We start from the raw sequence: 17,884 nt of genomic DNA, 5'->3' as shown, positions 1-17,884 counted from the left end.
GTGCTAGCGGGAGTGGTAGTTGGGGGCCTCGACAGTCATCTGGATGTCGTGCGGGTGGCTTTCCTTGAGGCCCGCCGCGGTAATCCTGATGAGCTGGCCACGCTGCTGCAAGTCGGGAATCGTCTCGGCGCCCGCGTAGCCCATCGCCAGCCGTACGCCACCGACCAGCTGAGCCACCACCCGCGAGAGCGGGCCGCGGTAGGGCACCTGACCCTCGACACCCTCGGGAACGAGCTTCTCCTCCGGCACATCATGCTGGAAGTAGCGGTCCTTCGAGTACGACTTGGCCTGTCCCCGCGACTGCATGGCGCCCAGCGAGCCCATGCCCCGGTAGGACTTGTACTGCTTGCCGTTGACGAAGATGAGGTCGCCGGGGCTCTCTTCCGAGCCGGCCAGCAGGCCACCGAGCATGACGGTCTCGGCGCCGGCCACGATCGCCTTGGCGATGTCGCCGCTGTACTGGATGCCGCCGTCGGCGATCACCGGCACGCCGAACGGGGCGCAGGCGCGCTGGGCCTCCATGACGGCGGTGATCTGCGGTACGCCGACCCCGGCGACGATGCGGGTGGTGCAGATGGCGCCCGGGCCCACACCGACCTTGACCGCGTCGGCCCCGGCCTCGGCCATCGCCTTGGCCCCGGCGTACGTGGCCACGTTGCCGCCGACGATGTCGGTCGCGGTGTCGCGCTTGAGCCGGGCGATCATGTCGAGCACCTGCCGCTGGTGACCGTGCGAGGTGTCCACGATGATCACGTCGACGCCGGCGTCGATCAGCCCGCGAGCCCGCTTGTAGGAGTCGTCACCCACGCCGACCGCGGCCGCGACCCGCAGGCGGCCCTGCGCGTCCTTCGTCGCGTCGGGGTACTGCTCGCTCTTGGTGAAGTCCTTCACCGTGATCAGGCCGCGGAGCCGGCCGCTGTCGTCGATCAGCGGCAGCTTCTCGATCTTGTGCTGCTGCAGCAGGCCGAGAGCGTCGTCCTTGCTGACGCCGACCGGGGCGGTGATCAGCGGCATCTTGGTCATGACGTCGCGGACCTTGGCGTTCTCGTTGGTGACGAAGCGCATGTCGCGGTTGGTCACGATGCCGACCAGGGTGCCGTCACCATCGGTGACCGGCACGCCGGAGATGCGGTAGCGGCCGCAGAGCTGGTCGACCTCGCGCAGCGTGGCCTCGGGGCTGCAGGTCACCGGGTTGGTGATCATGCCGGATTCGGACCGCTTGACCAGGTCGACCTGGGCCGCCTGGTCGTCGGCGGAGAGGTTGCGGTGGAGCACCCCGATGCCGCCCTCGCGCGCCATGGCGATGGCCATGCGCGCCTCGGTGACCGTGTCCATCGCCGCGGACAGCAGCGGGATGGTCAGCTCGATGTTCCGGGTGAGCCGGGTGCGGGTGTTGACCCGGCTCGGCACGATGTCCGATTCGCCGGGCTGGAGGAGCACGTCGTCGAAGGTCAGACCGAGCGGTACCGTGCGGGCCGAGTCAGATTCCACGGAGCATCCCTCAAAGATGGAAGACGAATGGTTCATCGTACCCATCCGCTCGCCGTGCCCTCGCACGACGGACAGCACGTGCGGGCCAGCACACATCAGTCCGGAGTGAGTACGGTAAGGGGGTGCAAGATGAGCCGATCGACCCGTTCAACGGCGATCCCACCGACCCGGCGGCCGGGCTCGACGACCTCGACGAGGACGCCGAGGCCGAACCGCTGACCGACGCCGAACGGCAGGACGTCATCGAGGATCTTTCCGACCTCGAGATCTATCAGGCGCTCCTGAGCCCGACCGGCATCCGTGGCCTCGTGATCGAGTGTGAGGACTGCCACGAGCCGCACTACTTCGACTGGGACCTGCTCCGCGGCAACCTGCGCCACCTGCTCAGCAGCGGGCGCCCGCGCGTGCACGAGCCGGCCTACGACCCCGACCCTGAGCACTACGTCACGTGGGAGTACGCGCGCGGCTACGCCGACGGCGTGCACGACACACTGACCGAGGGCAACGAGGAAGACAAAGAGTGAGAAAAAGGGGGCTGAGCCAGCCGGCTCAGCCCCCCTTTTTCGTTTACGCCACCAAGCCGGCTCGGAAGCCGGCGGCCACCGCGTGTGCACGGTCCCTGGCCCCCAGTTTCCGGAAGAGCCGCCGGGCATGGGTCTTGACCGTGTCCTCCGAGACGAAGAGCTCGCGGCCGATCTCCGCGTTGCTCTTGCCGTCGGCCATCCCCCGCAGCACCTGCAACTCACGCTCGGTGAGTGTGAGCCGCCGCCCCGCGGGCGCCGGGTCGGCCACGCCGACCTGGGTCTCGTTGCCGGGCCAGGCCACCATCGGCCGGCCGGTGGCCGGGTCGATCGGGGCGTCGCCACGCTGGGCCGGCACCATCGGCGCGTTGGGCCCGAGCACGGCCGGCACGGAGGCCGCGTTCGGCGCGCTCATGCCGAGCCCGCCGTTCTGATAGGCGGCCCGGGCCGCGGTCGAGTTGTTGTTGCGGGCCCCGCCGGCCACGGTGGCGGGCTGGGCGTTGGCCCCGTTGATCGGCATGCCCTGCGGGCGCACCGGGAGCAGTAGCAGGAGCAGGGCCTTGGCCACGACGCTGACCAGATCGTGCTCGACGCCGCGGATGACGCCACGGGCGCCGGCTGCGACAGCTGCCGCAGCCACCCGGGGGTCTTCGGCGCCGAACAGCACTACCTGGGCCTGCGGCGCGCGGGCCAGGACGCGCCGGGTGAAGCCGACGCTGTCGGGACGGGTCACGGCGGTGTCAGCCAGAACCACTTCAGCCGGCCGTTCAGCCAGGCGGATCATGGCCTCGGTCTCGCTGACCGCCGTCCGGACGACGCCGGTCATGCCGAGCCGGGCCGCGGTGGACGCGACGGTCTGGGCCGCCAGCGGGGTACGGACGCACACGAGGACGGTACGCACAGTGATCCTCCTTCTCTCTCAGAGGAGATCACGCGAGGGCCGCAGCATTACGCGCTTTAGATGGAAAAAATGGGAAAGATCGGTATGACTTGCCGGGCCGATGCCATGCGGGTTCAGAAGACATCGACAAGTTGCGTGTGAGCCGGGAATTCCCGGGGTAACACGCCGACAGGCCTGAGCAAGGCCCCTCATGACGACACTCCGCGGTGCCGCGCGGGAGGAGGGTGTTCCATGTCGAACGTTCGCAGACTGCCCGGGCCCATCGCCGATCTTTGGGACTGGCAACGACTCGGTTTGTGCCGAGGCCGAGACAGCGCGCAGTTCTTCCACCCGGACGGCGAGCGCGGGTCGTCCCGCAACCGCCGAGAGGCCAAAGCCAAGAGCATGTGCGGCGCGTGCCCGGTACGGGCCGAGTGCGCCGCCCACGCCCTCGCGGTTCGCGAGCCGTACGGGGTCTGGGGCGGCCTCACCGAGGCGGAGCGGCTGCGGCTGCTCGCTGTCGGTTGGGAGGACACCGCCGACCGCCATCACGGACGTGTCGACCTTGCCCGGCTCGAGGCCCGGCTGGGCCGGCCCCACAAGTCGGCGGTTCCGGCACAGCGACAGGCGCCTGCTGCCTGACGCCGGCGCCCCGGGATCACCATGACGATCCGGTCCCCTGTCGGGGGCCGGGTCGAGTTGTTCGACGGCTCTTCAACAACCGCATCGGTGGACATGCAAGCCACCGTATGAGCGACTTGAACACGAACGACGGACCGCCGGTGCGGCCTTCAACCAATCGGCACTCAATCGATCCGGACGCTGATGCTGTGCCACCCGGAGGCTCCGTCCGGCGCCGGCGCGGCCGGTGTGCTCGTCTGCGTGGCCCCTGAGCCGTCGGTGGCCCGTACGCGAAGCCGGTGTTGACCCGGAGTCGCCGGCCACCCGAAGCTCCACTCGCGCCAGGTGTCGCTCGACACCGTGGCGGCCAGCGTCGCCTCGGCCCAGGGCTCGTCGTCGACCTGCACCTCGACCTTATCGATGCCGCGGTGCTGGGCCCAGGCCACGCCGCCGACAACCACACTGCCGGGTTTGCGGGAGGCGCCGTCGCGTGGCGTGTCGATCCGGGATGCCGTCTTGATCGGCGCCTGCGCGGCCCACCCGCGCGGCACCCAGTAGGCGTCGAAGTCGGCGAACCGGCTCAGCTCGATCTCGGTGATCCACTTGCACGCGCTGACGTAGCCGTACAGGCCGGGCACCACCATCCGGGCCGGGAAACCGTGATCGACCGGCAGCGCCTCCCCGTTCATACCGACCGCGAGCAGCGCGTCCCGCCCGTCCATCAGCACCGACGTCGGACTGCCGCAGGTCCAGCCGTCGACCGAGCGCTGCACGACCTGGTCGGCGCCGGGCAGTGGACCGGCCTCCTCGAGCAGCTCGCGGATCGGCGTCCCCAGCCACAGCGCGTTGCCGATCAGGTCGCCGCCGACCTCGTTGGACACGCAGGCGAGTGTCACGTACCGCTCGATCATGGGCCGTTGCAGCAGCTGTTCCCAGGTGAGGGTGATCGGGTTGCGGACCATGCCGTGGATGCGCAGCTGCCACGTCGACGGATCCACCTGGGGCGGGATGAGCGCGGTGTCGATGCGGTAGAAGTCTTTGTTGGGCGAGATGTACGGCGTCACGCCCGGCACCTGCACGCCGGCCGGCAGCGGCGGCGGGGTCTGCCGGGGCGCGGGCAGCACGACGTCGTTACGGGCCGCGGCCACCGCCCGGCGCGAGGCCAGCCAACGCCCGCCGAAGCCGGTCGCCGCCGCCGCCCCGAACGCGATGCCGAGCAGCTTCAGGAAATACCGACGATCTTCCACGTACGCGGGACCGGCCGCCGGCGGCTCGGCCGTGCTGGTCGGGCCGGGACCCGCCGCGCCGACGGCGACCGGCACAGCCACCACCGGTGCGGCTGCGCCGGCACCCGCCCGATCGAGCAGCAGGCGCAGCACCCAGACGGCCAGGGCCGCCCCCACCACCGTGGGCAGCCAGGCCAAGACGCTCGCGTCGTGCCTGGTCTGCGCGGCGGCCACGCCGACGGCCGCGAACAGCCCGATCCCGGCCAGGCCCAGGTGCCACGACCGCCGGGCAACCACGCCGACGCCGTACGCGTAGATCGCCAGCAACACGCCCGTGCCCACGATCAGCGCCGTCTTGTCGTGCACCCCGAAGACGCTGATCCCGAAGTCTTTGACCGGGCCGGGCACGTTGTCGATGACGACGCCGCCCACGGCCGGCACGGGCGCGGTCAACGGCCCGGTCAGCACGGCCACGACTTCGGACGTGCCCACAGCCACCGCCGCGGCGGCCACCCCAGCCAGCCCGCTACCCACCGAAAGCTTCACGTTCCCATCGTGCTCCCGGTCCGGGCCGATGGCGACGGCTCAGGCCATCGGGTAAGCAACCCGTAAGCAACGCCACATGCTCGATCAGCGGCCGCGGTAGTTGCGGTACGAGCGACGTACGCCGACAACGCCGTACGCGGTGAGGCCGGCGCCGACGATCACAACGGCGATGGTGAGCCAGGCGTCCTCGGTGTCGAACGTGAGGGTGTACGCCATGAGCAGCGTGACGATCAGCCCGAGCAGCGTCAGCGGCACCCGGATGAGCAGACCCAGCACGCCGGAGACGCGGCGGTCGATCACCTCCTCGGTGTCCTGCGGTCCGGGCGGCGCCGGCTGCGGGATCCGGCCGGGGTCGCGGGCGGGCTGGACGACCCGGACGGCCGGCGGCGCAGCGGCGTCGATCCGGGCCGCCACGCCCGCGGCCCCGTCGAACAGGGTGGGCTCGAAGAAGACCACGATGCCGTCGTCGCCGACCAGCTGGCGACCGCCGTCGGGCCAGGCCCGCACGATGGCGCAGGCGTCGAAGCGTACGGTCGCGCAGTTGCCCTCCCCGACGACGCTGACGCCCTCGGAGCCGAGGACCAGCTTCTCGCCCGGCGTCTCCAGCGAGCGGTACTCCGTGCCGGTCACCGCGTGGTCGGAGCAAGTGGGGGCGGCGGTGAAGCCGGCCCAGTCGGCCCGGGCCTGCGGCGTCATCAGCAGGCCGGCGTTCCAGGCCTCGGCCGCCACCTGCGCGACCTCGACCGCCGTGACCGCGCGCAGGCCTTCGGCCACCTCGTCGACGTCGAGCACCTCGCGCCCGGAAAGCAGGTTGAGCGCCTGCCCCGGCAGCCGCGCGCCCTGCTCCTCGGCGTGCCGCAACGACTCGGTCTGCTTCTTGACCACGGCGGCTACGTCGGCCTCGTCAATCCGGCCCACCCGCAGCCCGGCCAGCACGTCGACGAATCCGCCGAGGACGGCGCCCTGCTTGCCGGGCAGCACATCGGCCACGGCGGTCACGTGCGCCCGGTCCACGCCGACCGGCTCGTAGGCGGCGTGGGCCGCGTACGAAAGCCCGCCCTCCTGCCGCAGCTCGCGGAACATGACCCGTTCCAGCACGCCGGCGAAGACGGCCGAACGCGGCGCCCGCGGTACCAGGGCATCCCAGACCAGCATGCCGGACGTGCCCGGGAACCAGGCCGGGGTGTCGGGCAGCGCCGAAGACATCGCCGGCGGCTTGCGCCGTACGCCGGTGGGCAGATCCAGCCGCAGGCCGGCCGGCACCTCGTCGCCAGCCACCCAGAGCACGGCGTTCTCGCGCGTGAAATAGCGCCCTACCCAGTCCCGCAGGTCGTCCTCGGTGATCGCCGGCAGTCCGTACTCGGAATAACTGGGCATGCCGTAGTCGCGCGCCCCGTGCCGCCACAGCGCCATCTGGTCGGCCGCGCCCGGGTTGCGCCCATTCGCCTCGACCCGCAGCAGGTCCTTCTCGACGGCCAGCCGGTGCATCGGCAGGTCGCTCAGCGAGGCGCAGACCGCGGTGAGGAACTCGCCCAGCTCCTCGGACGAGCCGTGCACGTGGAAGTAGGTGTACTCGACGCCGGTGGCGCCGTTGTAGTGGTAGTCGGCGACCCCGGTCGAGAAGAGCGCCAGATGCTCGATCAGGTGCGTGATGCCGCGCCGGGCCAGCGGCTCGTCGGCGAACCCGACCCGGAAGGCCAACCCGGCGTGCCCCGGCCCGGTCGCCGGCGACAGCAGGGCCGGCACCCCGTCGATCTCGGTCTGCTTGATCATCGGGCTGCTCCGGCCAGCGCGCGACGGCGGTGGTTGCGTACGTGCTCGGCGGTGTCGCCACCCAGGTACTGCCACGGGTACTCGGTGGCCCGGTCGCCCAGCATGGCGAAGAGCGGGGCGGCCGAGCGGCGGTCGTTGATCAGGCTGAAGACGAAGGCGAAGCTGCTGGCCGCCGCGACCCAGCCGAAGTCGCGGCCGAAGTCCGGGTGCAGCACCGAGCGTTCGGCCGCCTCGCGCAGGTCGGCACGGACCGGTCCACCGTTGAGGTACGCCGTGTCCGTGCCGACCGGCAGCTCCAGCCAGTGCTCGATGTGCGCCTCGGCGACCAGCACGCCCTGCACGGCCCCGGGCGGCGCCGCCAGCATCTCGTCGCGGGCCCACGGGTGCAGCTGCTCCCAGCTGCCACTCCACTTGGGACACAGCTGCTGCAACATCTGGGACTGCGCCGAGAGGTTGTGGGGGTCGAGCATTTTGACCCGGTCGTAGCGGCGGCGGGTTTCGGCCGATCCGACCTCGAGCCCACGGGCCGACGCCAGGCGGACGGCCCAGATCGCCGGATCACGTGGGCTGCGCGCGGCCCCTTCGATCAGCACCGTCTCGGCCTTGATCAGCCAGTCGCGGAACTCGGCGAACTGCTGCGAGCTCACGTACTCGGCCCGGGCCGACGAGCGGATCGCCCAGCCGATGTCGATGAGGCAGGAGCCGAGCATCGCGGCCGCCGCCCCGTCGCCCGGGTCGCGGTCGTAGACCTCGCGCAGAAACGGTTCCACACCGGCGGTGGACCCGCCGTGCCGGATGACCATGGTGCGGCCGGCCGGGGACAGGCCGTCGAGCAAGGCGCGGACGCCGGCCCAGTCGTGCGTGGCCAGCCGGGCCCGCACAGCGGCCACCTCGGGGTAGGCGTCCGCAGGGTCGAAGAGGACAGTCACGGGCGGGGAGCATAGACGATCTTCACGGGTGCCGCGTGTCCCACCGGCGTCGCCGGAAGCCCGCCGCCTCGGGTGGGCACGTGGACCCGTACGTCTAGTTCAGCAGTGGATCTTCGAGGAGGTGCTCGAAGGCCAGCTCGGCCGCGCCGATGAGGGCCGCGTCGTTGCCGAGTTCGGGGGTGCGCAGACGGATGTGCTCGCGACAGGCCGGCAGGGCGATGGCGGTGAGCCGGCTGCGGATCTGGGCCGCGGCGACCAGGTAGATGTCGCGGAGGGTGCCGCCGAAGATGACGGACTCCGGGTTGAAGATGTTGACCAGATTGCCGACGCCGAAGCCGATCCACTCGCCGACCTGCCGCACGGCGAACTGGGCCTGGCTGTCGCCGCGCATCGCCGCCTCGACCACATCAAGCACCGCCTCCCGTCCCGTCCGGTCGGCCCGACCGGCGTGCTTGAGCAGCGCGTACTCGCCGATCTCGGTCTCCCAGCAGCCACGCGAGCCGCAACTGCACTCGCGGCCGTAGGGGTTGACCACCATGTGGCCGACCTCGCCGCCGTAGCCGCCGTGACCCGCCACCCGGCGTCCGTCGGCGATGATGCCGGCGCCCACACCGACGTCGCCGTACAAGTAGATGACGTTGTCGCAGCCGGCCGCCGCGCCACGGCTGTGCTCGACCAGCGCGGAGACGTCGGCGTGGTTGCCCACCGTCAGCTTTCCCGCGTCACCGAGTTCGGCGCCGAGCGCGGCGCCGACCGGTTCCTCGACCCAGCCGATCGTGGGGGCCAGGCGGACCATCCCGTCCGCCCGGCGCACCATGCCGGCCACTGCCACGCCGGTGCCGACGTAGCGGGCGTCGCTGGGCACGTCGGCCCGCATCTCGTGGACGAAACCGGCCAGCGGCTGCACCGCGTCGAGCACCTGCATGCCGCGGGGCCGGTCGGTCTCGCGGCGGTCCAGGATGCGGCCGCCCAGCCCGACCCGGGCCGCCCGCAGGCGGTCGACCTCGATGCTCAGCGCGTACGCGTACACCTTGGACGACTCGGGCCGGACGACCAGCGACGGCCGTCCGGCCCGGCCGGTCTCTCGTGGTGCCGCCTCGGTGACCAGCCCAGCGGTGGTCAGATCGGCGGTCAGGGCCCCGATGGTGCTTCGGTTCAGGCCGAGCCTGCTGGTGAGTTCCGCCCGGGACGTGGCGCCGTGCACGTGTACGTACCGCAGCAGGGTCCCGAGGTTGTGCCGGCGAACCTCCTCCTGGCTGGGGCCGGCCCGCATCAGCGTGCCGTCCCCAGTACCAGGTGGATGTCGTTCATCGGTTGCCGGTTGCGGCCGCTCTGCGCCGGGCCAAGGCGTCGACGCTCGCGGCGACCAGCAGGATCAGACCGGTCACAATGAACTTGGTCCCGGAGTTGAACCCCATCAGGGTCATGCCGTTGTCGATGACGGCGATCACCGCGCCACCGATGACGGCGTTGATGATCTTGCCCTTGCCGCCGAAGAGGCTGGTGCCGCCGATGACAGCCGCGCCCACCGAGTAGAGCAGGATGTTGCTGCCACCGGTGTTCGGGTCGACCGAACTGGCCCGGCTGACGGCCATGATGCCGCCGATCGCGGCCATGAACGAGCCGATCACGAAGACCGAGATGCGGATCCGGTCGACCGGGATGCCGGCGCGACGGGCCGCCTCGGTGTTGCCACCGACCGCGTAGACGTGCCGGCCGTAGGCGGTGCGGCCCAGAACGAAGGTCCACAGCACCAGGAAGAAGCCGATGATCGGCACCACGATCGGCACGCCCTTGAGCGAGTTGATCGCGGGGTTGATCGCGCGCTCCTGGGTGAGGACCGCGGTCGCCACCAGGATCAGCACGGCCAGTCCGCCGATGCGCATCAGCACGATGCCCATCGGGTCGGTCACCAGACCCCGCCTGGTCCGGTTGCGCATCACGTTGAACTGCGCCGCGGCGTATCCGACGACGGCGACGACGGCGAAGATCCAGCTCCACGCCACCGACAGGTTGTTGTTGTTGAGCGAGTTGAAGAACTCGTTGCGGGTCGAGATGTTGGTACCGCCGCCGAGCAGCACCAGCAGAACGCCCTGGAAGGCGAGGAACGCCGCCAGGGTGACCACGAACGACGGAATGCCCAGCTTGGCCACCAGCAGGCCCAGGATGAAGCCGATGACGACGCCGGTGACCAGCGCGGCCGGGATGGCGGTGTACCACTCCCAGCCGTGGTTGGTCAGCAGGATCGCGACGACCGCGCCGCAGACGCCGGAGGCGAAACCGGCGGAGAGGTCGATCTCGCCCAGCAGCAGGACGAAGATCAGGCCCATCGCGATGAACACGACCTGGGCGCTCTGGTTGAACAGGTTCGCGAAGTTCAGACCGCTGAAGAACGTGTCCCGGGCGATGCCGAAGATCAGGCTCAGGACGATCAGACCGAGGATGGCCGGCAGCGCGCCGAGGTCACCGCCGCGGACCCGGCCCCAGTAGTCGTGGATGTAACTGGCGACGGTCGGCTTAATGACCTTGACGCCGCCCGCCGTAGTGGTCGTGGTGGTCACTTGTCGCCTCCCGGCGTGATGTCGACGACGTCCCCGCCGAAGTCAGCCGGCTTCTCGGGAGGCAGGCCGATGTTGCCGCTGCGGCCGCCTGTGATGAGCTCGACCACCTGGGAGTGGGTCACGTCGGTGGTCTTGACCTGGGCCGCCATCCGGCCGAGGTAGAGCGCCGCGATGCGGTCCGAGACCGCGAACACGTCGTTCATGTTGTGCGAGATCAACACGACGCCGAGGCCGTTGTCAGCCAGGCGGCGGACCAGCTCGAGCACCTGCGCGGTCTGCGCGACGCCGAGGGCGGCGGTCGGCTCGTCGAGGATGACGACCTTCGAGTTCCACAGCACGGCCTTGGCGATCGCCACGGTCTGTCGCTGCCCACCGGAAAGGCTGGCGACGAGCTGCCGCAGCGACTTCAAGGTGCGCACCGAGAGGCTGGCGAGGGCGTCGCCGGCCATCTGTTCCATGGTCGGCTCGTCGAGCACGATGCCGCGCTTCTTCTCACGGCCGAGGAACATGTTCTGGACGACGTCCAGGTTGTCGCAGAGAGCGAGGTCCTGGTAAACGACCTCGATGCCCAGGGCGGACGCGTCGCTCGGGGCGTGGATGGCCACCTGGTTACCTTCGAAGGCCACCGTTCCCGAGTCGATCTGGTAGATGCCACTGATGCACTTGACCATCGTCGACTTGCCCGCGCCGTTGTCGCCCACGAGGGCGGTGACTTCACCGGGATAGACGCTCAGGTCGACGCCATGCAGGACCTGAACGGGACCGAAGGCCTTGTTGATCCCGTTTAGCTCCAAGAGGGGTGTCGCGGCCACGGTGGTTCTCCTTCGCTGAGTGACCGGGTTGCCGCCCGCGGCACAGCCGGGGCGGCGGGTTGGGGGGAAACCCAACTCCGGCGCCGCCCCCAGCCCCGTTTGGGGAGGTGAGCGGCGCCGTCGTCAGTTCGGGTCTAGCCCGTGATCAGTTGAGGATTTTCAGCTGATTCCCGCGTCGGTGCAGGCCTTGGCGAAGTCGGCGGTGCAGACCGCGTCCTTGGTCACGAAGCCGTCGGCGATGACGTCCTTGACGTTCTCCTTGGTGATCGACTGCGGCTCGAGCAGCACCGAGGGGACGTCGGCGCCCGACTCCGGGTCCTTGGTGGTGCCGGTGGCCGTGGTCGGCTTCTGCTTCTTGGCCAGGGCAACCGCGAGATCGGCGGCCGCGTCGGCCTCCTTCTTGATCGCCTTGTAGACCGTCATGCACTGGTCGCCGGCGAGGATGTTCTGCAGGCCCTGAACGGTGGCGTCCTGGCCGGTCACCGGGACCTGGCCGTTCAGCTGGTTCTTCTTCAGCACGGTGATGGCCGCGTTGCCGAGACCGTCGTTCGCGGCGAGAACGCCCTTGATGTTCTTGTTCGAGGTCAGCATCTGCTCGAAGATCGTGCCGGCCTGCGCGTTGTCCCAGTCCGGAACGTCCTGGTTCGGGCCCTTGGTGAAGGTGCCGTCCGCGTACTTCGGGTCGAGGATGCTGTCGTAGCCCTGCGCGAACAGGGTGGCGTTGTTGTCAGTCGGGGAGCCGTTGAGCTCGGCCACGACCGGCTTGGTGTACTTCTTCTCCTCGAGGCACTTGACCAGGCCCTCGCCCTGCAGCTTGCCCACCGCGACGTTGTCGAACGACACGTAGTAGTCGGCGCCACCGCTCAGGGTTAGACGGTCGTAGTCGATCGTCGCGATACCGGCCTTCTTGGCCTTCTCGAGGACGGCCTTACCGGTGCCGGAGTCGAGGTTGACGATCATGAGGACGGCGACGCCGCTCGAGATCATGCCGTCGGCGATGGTCTGGAACTGCGTCTTGTCGCCCTGCGCGTTCTGGATCTCAACCGGAACGCCGGCCGCGTCGAACGCCGCCTTCAGGAACTTCGGGTCGTCGGTGCCCCAGCGCTGCGAGCTCTTGGTGTCGGGCAGAATGATGCCGACCTTGCCGGCGGCGGCGCTGCCGCCACCCGTGCTGCCGGAGTCGCTGCCACTGTCGTCGCCGCAAGCGGCAATGCTGCCGGTCGCCAGCAGGCTGACCGCGGCAAGGGCGAACAGTCCCTTACGCATTCCTAGTGTCCTTTCGGGTAAATCCGGGTCTACATCGGATTCGATGGTGTGCGCTGCGGGAGTGTCGCTCCCCGAGACGCCAAGTGATCGAGAGTGATCAGGAGCTAGTTTGTTGTGTCCGGCAACGTATTCCCGTTGCGGGCGGTTACACAAGCGATGTCGGCGGGCGATCTCGTAACCCGGCATAACAATCCGGCAACACGGCGGTGACAGGAGTCGAACGGCCCTGGTGACGCCCGGCCCCCCGCCTCCGGCCGATCGCTGACGTGGCTCACCATGTGACGCTAAGTCAGCAACCTGACCGGTTCGCACCATTCTCTAGAGAAAGATCCTCTCGGCGCGTAACGTTGTCGTAACGGCTCGCGGCCATGATGCTGTTTCGGGCTCTATGTCCGGATCATGACGGCTACGGCGTCGGTGAGGCGAAGCAGATCGGCCGGTCTCAGACTGACCTGGAGACCTCGCCGGCCCGCCGAGACGTACATCAGATCGAGCCCGAGCGCCGAGTCGTCGACGACCGTCGGCAGCTTCTTGCGCTGGCCCAACGGGCTGATCCCACCCCGCACATAACCGCTGCTGCGCTCGGCGGCGGCGCGATCGGCCAGGACTGCCCGTTTACCCCCGGCCGCTTGCGCGAGCGCCTTGAGGTCGAGTTCGCCGGTCACCGGCACCACACCGACCACGAGCCCGCCGTCCACCTCGGCGACCAGCGTCTTGAAGACACGCTCCGGCGCCACCCCGAGAGCCTCCGCGACCAGCGCGCCGTAGTTCGGGGCGTCGGGCGAGACGTCGTACGGATGCAGGGTGTGCTCGACCTTCTGGGCGGTCAGCAACGCGGCGGCCGGCGTGCCGGCGGCGGCCTTCTTAGCCATGCCGCGCACGGTACTCGCGGCTCCCCCGGCACGCGGGCCTGCCCCGCCGCGCCTCAGGCCCCGCAGAGAATCACTGTCGGCGCGCCTGCCACTCGGGTGAGCACCAACGAGGCCGCCTGCGGGCCGGACAGACGCAGATCCTTGCGGAGCTGGTCCGGCTCGAGGGCAGAGCCGCGCTTGCGGATCTCCAGGCGGCCCACGCCCCGCTCCCGGAGGAGTGCCCGCAGCCGCTTCAGCGAGAACGGCAGCACGTCGGTGATCGCCAGGCGGCGGGCGAAGGGTGTGTCGACGGGGTGGTCGGTGTAGACGTACGCGATCGACGGGTCGCCCAGCCGGCCGCCGACGGTGTCGGCGAACTCGGCGACCAGATGCGCGCGCACCACGGCCGGATCCGGGTCGTAGAGGTACGTCCCGACGCCACCCACCTCCGCCGTCCGCTCGCCACTTCCGGTCAGCTCCACTCCTCCGGCGGCGCCTCCCGCCGCGGCGCCGGAGGGCACCAGGGACGCGCGGCGGGGCACTTCCGCGAGGGGGCCGCACCAGAACGCGGCCTCGACCAGGTCGCCGCCCACGCTCACCCACTCCCCCTCGGCGCCGGGCGGCAGCAGGTCATGGTCGATGCCGGGGGCCAGCTTCAGCACCGTGCGGGGCACCCGCTCGGCCAGACCGGCGATGAAATCCCAGGGCGGCGAGTACGACCGGGGGTCGAAGACCCGCCCGCGGCCGGCCTTCCGCCGCGCCGGATCGGCGAAGACCGCGTCGAAGTCCTCGACGCGCACGGTTGTCGCGTCGGCGCACTCCACCGTGATCCGGTCGGCCAGGCCGAGCGCCCGGGCGTTGGCCGCCGCGAACTCCGCCGTCACCGGATCGGCGTCGACGGCGTACACGGCGATCCCGGCCCGAGCCGCAGCGAGCGCGTCCGAACCCAGCCCGCAGCCGAGGTCGGCCAGGGTCCTGACGCCGGCGGAGGCCAGCCGGGCGGCCCGGCGGTTCGCGACGACGGCCCGGGTCGCCTGCTCGAGGCCGGCCCGGGTGAAGAACATGCCGGCGGCGTCGGGGCCGAACTTCGCGACCGCACGGCGGCGCAGATCGACCTGCGTCAGCGCGGCGGCGGCGAGATCGGGCTCGACCCCGGCCGAGCGCAGCGCCGAGGCGGCGGCGAGCGGATCCCGGCCGGCGGTCTCGGCCGCCAGGGCCAGGGCGGTCACCCCTTCGGGGGTACGGAAACGGGCAGTCGACTCGGCGGTCACGCAGGCATTCTCCACGGCACACCGGAACTAGCACTCTGGTTGACGGAGTGCTAGTTCCGGCCTAATCTCCGATTAGCACTCTCAACATGAGGGTGCCAGCCGAGCGCCCGTCCCGGGCGATCGGTAGGCACCAGGCGGACCGGCACCCGCGACGACGGCCCCGCCCGGTGGCATGAGGCAGCAGAGTTCTTGTTTGCTCTGGCCGGCCAATCTCTGGCCGGCGAAACGATACCCAGGAGGGTATGCCCGTGACTACCGCGACCAAGGTTGCGATCAAGCCGCTCGAGGACCGCATCGTGGTCCAGGCGAACGAGGCTGAGACGACCACGGCGTCGGGCATCGTGATCCCCGACACCGCCAAGGAGAAGCCGCAGGAGGGCACCGTCCTCGCTGTCGGCCCCGGCCGCATCGACGACAAGGGCAACCGCATTCCGGTTGACGTCAAGGTCGGCGAGACGGTCCTCTACTCGAAGTACGGCGGCACCGAGGTCAAGTACGCCGGCGAGGAGTACCTGGTGCTCTCCGCCCGCGACGTCCTCGCGGTCATCGAGAAGTGACCTACTGACAGTGCTAATCGCCCTGGCCCGTGCGAACGGGCCAGGGCGGTGGTGCGTGAAGGGCTATTGAACAATGGCGAAGATTCTCAGCTTCTCGGACGACGCGCGCCACCTGCTCGAGCACGGCGTCAACGCGCTCGCTGACACGGTCAAGGTCACCCTCGGCCCGCGCGGTCGCAACGTCGTCCTCGACAAGAAGTTCGGCGCGCCCACGATCACCAACGACGGTGTCACCATCGCCAAGGAGATCGAGCTCACCGACCCGTACGAGAACCTCGGCGCGCAGCTGGTCAAGGAGGTGGCGACCAAGACCAACGACGTCGCCGGCGACGGGACCACCACCGCCACGGTGCTCGCCCAGGCGCTGGTCCGCGAGGGCCTGCGCAACGTGACCGCGGGCGCCAACCCGATCGCGCTCAAGCGGGGCATGGACCAGGCGTCCGAGACCGTCTCCAAGGCGCTGCTCGGCAAGGCCGTCGAGGTCGCCGACCACAAGGCGATCGCCAACGTGGCCACCATCTCGGCCCAGGACTCCACCATCGGCGAGCTCATCGCCGAGGCGATGGACCGGGTCGGCCGCGACGGTGTCATCACCGTCGAGGAGGGCTCGGCCATGGCGACCGAGCTCGAGGTCACCGAGGGTCTGCAGTTCGACAAGGGCTTCATCTCCCCGAACTTCGTGACCGACGCCGAGTCGCAGGAGGCCGTCCTCGAGGACGCGCACATCCTGATCACGACTCAGAAGATCTCCAGCATCGAAGAGATGCTTCCGCTGCTCGAGAAGGTTCTGCAGTCGAGCAAGCCGCTACTCATCATCGCGGAGGACGTCGAGGGCCAGGCCCTGTCCACCCTGGTGGTCAACGCCCTGCGCAAGACGCTGAAGGTGGCCGCCGTCAAGGCGCCCGGCTTCGGTGACCGGCGCAAGGCGATGCTCCAGGACATGGCGATCGCCACCGGCGGCGAGCTCGTCGCCCCCGAGCTCGGCTACAAGCTCGACCAGGTCACCCTCGACATGCTGGGTTCCGCCCGGCGCGTCGTGGTCGACAAGGAGAACACCACGATCGTCGACGGCGGCGGCCAGTCCTCCGAGGTCACCGACCGGGTCCAGCAGATCCGGAAAGAGATCGAGGCCTCCGACTCCGACTGGGACCGCGAGAAGCTCCAGGAGCGCCTCGCGAAGCTCTCCGGCGGCATCGCGGTGATCAAGGTCGGCGCCGCCACCGAGGTCGAGATGAAGGAGCGCAAGCACCGCATCGAGGACGCCATCGCGGCGACCAAGGCCGCGGTCGAGGAGGGCACCGTCCCCGGCGGCGGCGCCGCCCTGGCGCAGGTGGCCACGGAGCTCGACGGCGGTCTGGGCCTCACCGGCGAGGAGGCGATCGGCGTGTCGATCGTCCGCAAGGCGCTGGTCGAGCCGCTGCGGTGGATCGCGCAGAACGCCGGCCACGACGGCTACGTCGTGGTGGGCAAGGTCGCCGAGCTCGGGTGGGGTCACGGCCTGAACGCCGCCACCGACGAGTACGTCGACCTGGCGGCGGCCGGCATCATCGACCCGGTGAAGGTGACCCGCAACGCGGTCTCCAACGCCGTTTCGATCGCGGGCCTGCTGCTGACCACGGAAAGCCTCGTGGTCGACAAGCCGGCCGAGCCGGAGCCGGCCGCGGCCGGTGGCCACGGGCACAGCCACGGTGGCCACGGCCACCAGCACGGCCCGGGCTTCTGACCCGCCAGTAACGCAAAAGAAAGGGCGCGCCCCGTGCGGGACGCGCCCTTTCGCTGTGTACCGGGAGTCACCGCCGGTGCATTTTTCGCTGCGCGCCTGGCGTTCGCGCTGCCTGCGGGGGCGTCCTTTCGCTGCGTGCCGGGGGTCGCGCCACGGCGGTAGAGTGCGGCCGTGGACATCCGGGCATCCGATGACGACCGGCAGCGGACCGTGGCCGCGCTCGAACGGCACGCGGGCGCCGGGCGCCTGACGCTGGACGAGTTCGCCGAGCGGGCCAAGGTCGCCCACAGCGCCCGCACCCTCGACGAGCTGGCCGCGATCACCGGCGACCTGCCGGCCGAGACGACAGGTGGCGCCGTCGCCGTCGAACCCAGCCGCGACCTGCTCATCCTCTTCGCCGTGGCCGCCGCGACCCTGATCCTGCTCGGCGTCTTCATCGCCATGATCCGCGCCTGACCGTCCGGCCCGCCGCCCTCGCGCGACGCGCACCTTGCCTGGCCTGACCGGCCTGCCTGCTCCGCCCGCGCGCTGCCCTGCCCGGCCTGCTGCGCCCTGCCCGGCCTGCTGCGCCCGACCCGCTCTGCCCGGCCCGGCCTGCTGCGCCCGACCCGCTCTGCCCGGCCCGCTGCGCCCGACCCGGCCTGCTGCGCCCTGCCCGACCCGCTCTGCCCGGCCTGCTGCGCCCGGCCCGCTCTGCCCGGCCCGGCCTGCTGCGCCCGGCCTGCTCTGCCCGACCCACTGCGCCCGGCCTGCTCTGCCCGACCCACTGCGCCCGACCCGCTCTGCCCGACCCACTGCGCCCGGCCTGCTCTGCCCGACCCACTGCGCCCGACCCGCTCTGCCCGACCCGCTCTGC

Annotated in this window: 16 protein-coding genes; 5 read left to right on the top strand and 11 right to left on the bottom strand. The window is 70.5% G+C overall.

All coding sequences use genetic code 11. The features are described from left to right. Positions 1–3: 3 nt before the first annotated feature. A complete protein-coding gene (gene guaB / locus LXN57_RS20020; RefSeq protein ID WP_251799687.1) occupies positions 4–1,536 on the bottom strand; it encodes an IMP dehydrogenase in 1,533 nt (510 codons plus the stop codon). Positions 1,537–1,613: 77 nt separating this feature from the next. Here guaB and LXN57_RS20015 point away from each other — a divergent pair, with 77 nt between their 5' ends. Then, positions 1,614–2,015 (top strand): DUF5319 domain-containing protein, encoded by a 402-nt coding sequence (locus LXN57_RS20015; protein ID WP_251799686.1) that lies wholly within the window; start codon positions 1,614–1,616, stop codon positions 2,013–2,015. Positions 2,016–2,058: 43 nt separating this feature from the next. Here LXN57_RS20015 and LXN57_RS20010 read toward each other — a convergent pair whose 3' ends face one another. Then, a complete protein-coding gene (locus LXN57_RS20010) occupies positions 2,059–2,913 on the bottom strand; it encodes a helix-turn-helix transcriptional regulator (RefSeq protein ID WP_221376800.1) in 855 nt (284 codons plus the stop codon). A gap of 231 nt (positions 2,914–3,144) precedes the next feature. Here LXN57_RS20010 and LXN57_RS20005 point away from each other — a divergent pair, with 231 nt between their 5' ends. Beyond that, entirely contained in the window at positions 3,145–3,534 is a 390-nt protein-coding gene (locus LXN57_RS20005) for a WhiB family transcriptional regulator (protein WP_184953664.1), read from the top strand. A 164-nt stretch (positions 3,535–3,698) separates the two neighbouring features. Here the strand turns inward: LXN57_RS20005 and LXN57_RS20000 are convergent, their stop codons facing one another. From LXN57_RS20000 to LXN57_RS19960, 9 genes are all read right to left on the bottom strand, one after another. After that, a complete protein-coding gene (locus LXN57_RS20000; RefSeq protein WP_251799685.1) occupies positions 3,699–5,285 on the bottom strand; it encodes a molybdopterin-dependent oxidoreductase in 1,587 nt (528 codons plus the stop codon). Positions 5,286–5,369: 84 nt separating this feature from the next. Then, on the bottom strand, positions 5,370–7,058 hold the full coding sequence (locus LXN57_RS19995; RefSeq protein WP_251799684.1) for a M16 family metallopeptidase: 1,689 nt from the start codon (positions 7,056–7,058) through the stop codon (positions 5,370–5,372). Beyond that, entirely contained in the window at positions 7,055–7,987 is a 933-nt protein-coding gene (locus LXN57_RS19990; RefSeq protein WP_251799683.1) for a hypothetical protein, read from the bottom strand. The genes LXN57_RS19995 and LXN57_RS19990 overlap by 4 nt, the downstream gene beginning before the upstream one ends. A gap of 94 nt (positions 7,988–8,081) precedes the next feature. After that, positions 8,082–9,260 carry an ROK family transcriptional regulator gene (locus tag LXN57_RS19985; protein WP_251799682.1) on the bottom strand — a complete coding sequence of 393 codons (1,179 nt, stop codon included), beginning with the start codon at positions 9,258–9,260 and terminating at the stop codon, positions 8,082–8,084. A gap of 34 nt (positions 9,261–9,294) precedes the next feature. Next, on the bottom strand, positions 9,295–10,548 hold the full coding sequence (locus tag LXN57_RS19980; RefSeq protein ID WP_251799681.1) for a sugar ABC transporter permease: 1,254 nt from the start codon (positions 10,546–10,548) through the stop codon (positions 9,295–9,297). Then, entirely contained in the window at positions 10,545–11,360 is an 816-nt protein-coding gene (locus LXN57_RS19975) for an ATP-binding cassette domain-containing protein (protein WP_251799680.1), read from the bottom strand. Before LXN57_RS19975 ends, LXN57_RS19980 begins: the two co-directional genes overlap by 4 nt. A gap of 159 nt (positions 11,361–11,519) precedes the next feature. After that, positions 11,520–12,626 (bottom strand): sugar ABC transporter substrate-binding protein, encoded by a 1,107-nt coding sequence (locus LXN57_RS19970; protein ID WP_251799679.1) that lies wholly within the window; start codon positions 12,624–12,626, stop codon positions 11,520–11,522. A 386-nt stretch (positions 12,627–13,012) separates the two neighbouring features. Continuing rightward, the gene (gene ybaK, locus LXN57_RS19965) at positions 13,013–13,498 is read right to left on the bottom strand and encodes a Cys-tRNA(Pro) deacylase (protein ID WP_251799678.1); all 486 of its coding nucleotides are present in this window, start codon (positions 13,496–13,498) and stop codon (positions 13,013–13,015) included. Positions 13,499–13,551: 53 nt separating this feature from the next. Beyond that, complete coding sequence (locus tag LXN57_RS19960; RefSeq protein ID WP_251799677.1) at positions 13,552–14,748, bottom strand: class I SAM-dependent methyltransferase; 1,197 nt, start codon at positions 14,746–14,748, stop codon at positions 13,552–13,554. Positions 14,749–14,996: 248 nt separating this feature from the next. Here LXN57_RS19960 and groES point away from each other — a divergent pair, with 248 nt between their 5' ends. The 3 genes from groES (at position 14,997) to LXN57_RS19945 (ending at position 17,484) form a co-directional block, all read left to right on the top strand. After that, entirely contained in the window at positions 14,997–15,305 is a 309-nt protein-coding gene (gene groES, locus LXN57_RS19955; protein WP_015619077.1) for a co-chaperone GroES, read from the top strand. A 73-nt stretch (positions 15,306–15,378) separates the two neighbouring features. Continuing rightward, on the top strand, positions 15,379–17,028 hold the full coding sequence (gene groL / locus LXN57_RS19950) for a chaperonin GroEL (protein WP_251799676.1): 1,650 nt from the start codon (positions 15,379–15,381) through the stop codon (positions 17,026–17,028). A gap of 171 nt (positions 17,029–17,199) precedes the next feature. After that, positions 17,200–17,484, top strand: a complete 285-nt coding sequence (locus LXN57_RS19945; protein WP_251799675.1) for a DUF1707 SHOCT-like domain-containing protein — start codon at positions 17,200–17,202, stop codon at positions 17,482–17,484. Positions 17,485–17,884 lie beyond the last annotated feature (400 nt).

It is taken from the genome of Paractinoplanes hotanensis (genome assembly GCF_023717965.1).
Taxonomy (GTDB): Bacteria; Actinomycetota; Actinomycetes; order Mycobacteriales; family Micromonosporaceae; genus Actinoplanes; species Actinoplanes polyasparticus.
This window is presented reverse-complemented; position numbering and strand designations above follow the sequence as displayed.

Bases quoted from the DNA above. Each gene is read 5' to 3' on its own strand.
- guaB (WP_251799687.1), bottom strand. From the start codon at position 1,536: ATGGGTACGATGAACCATTCGTCTTCCATCTTTGAGGGATGCTCCGTG.
- LXN57_RS20005 (WP_184953664.1), top strand. From the start codon at position 3,145: ATGTCGAACGTTCGCAGACTGCCCGGGCCCATCGCCGATCTTTGGGAC.
- LXN57_RS19995 (WP_251799684.1), bottom strand. From the start codon at position 7,058: ATGATCAAGCAGACCGAGATCGACGGGGTGCCGGCCCTGCTGTCGCCG.
- LXN57_RS19985 (WP_251799682.1), bottom strand. From the start codon at position 9,260: ATGCGGGCCGGCCCCAGCCAGGAGGAGGTTCGCCGGCACAACCTCGGG.
- LXN57_RS19970 (WP_251799679.1), bottom strand. From the start codon at position 12,626: ATGCGTAAGGGACTGTTCGCCCTTGCCGCGGTCAGCCTGCTGGCGACC.
- ybaK (WP_251799678.1), bottom strand. From the start codon at position 13,498: ATGGCTAAGAAGGCCGCCGCCGGCACGCCGGCCGCCGCGTTGCTGACC.
- groL (WP_251799676.1), top strand. From the start codon at position 15,379: ATGGCGAAGATTCTCAGCTTCTCGGACGACGCGCGCCACCTGCTCGAG.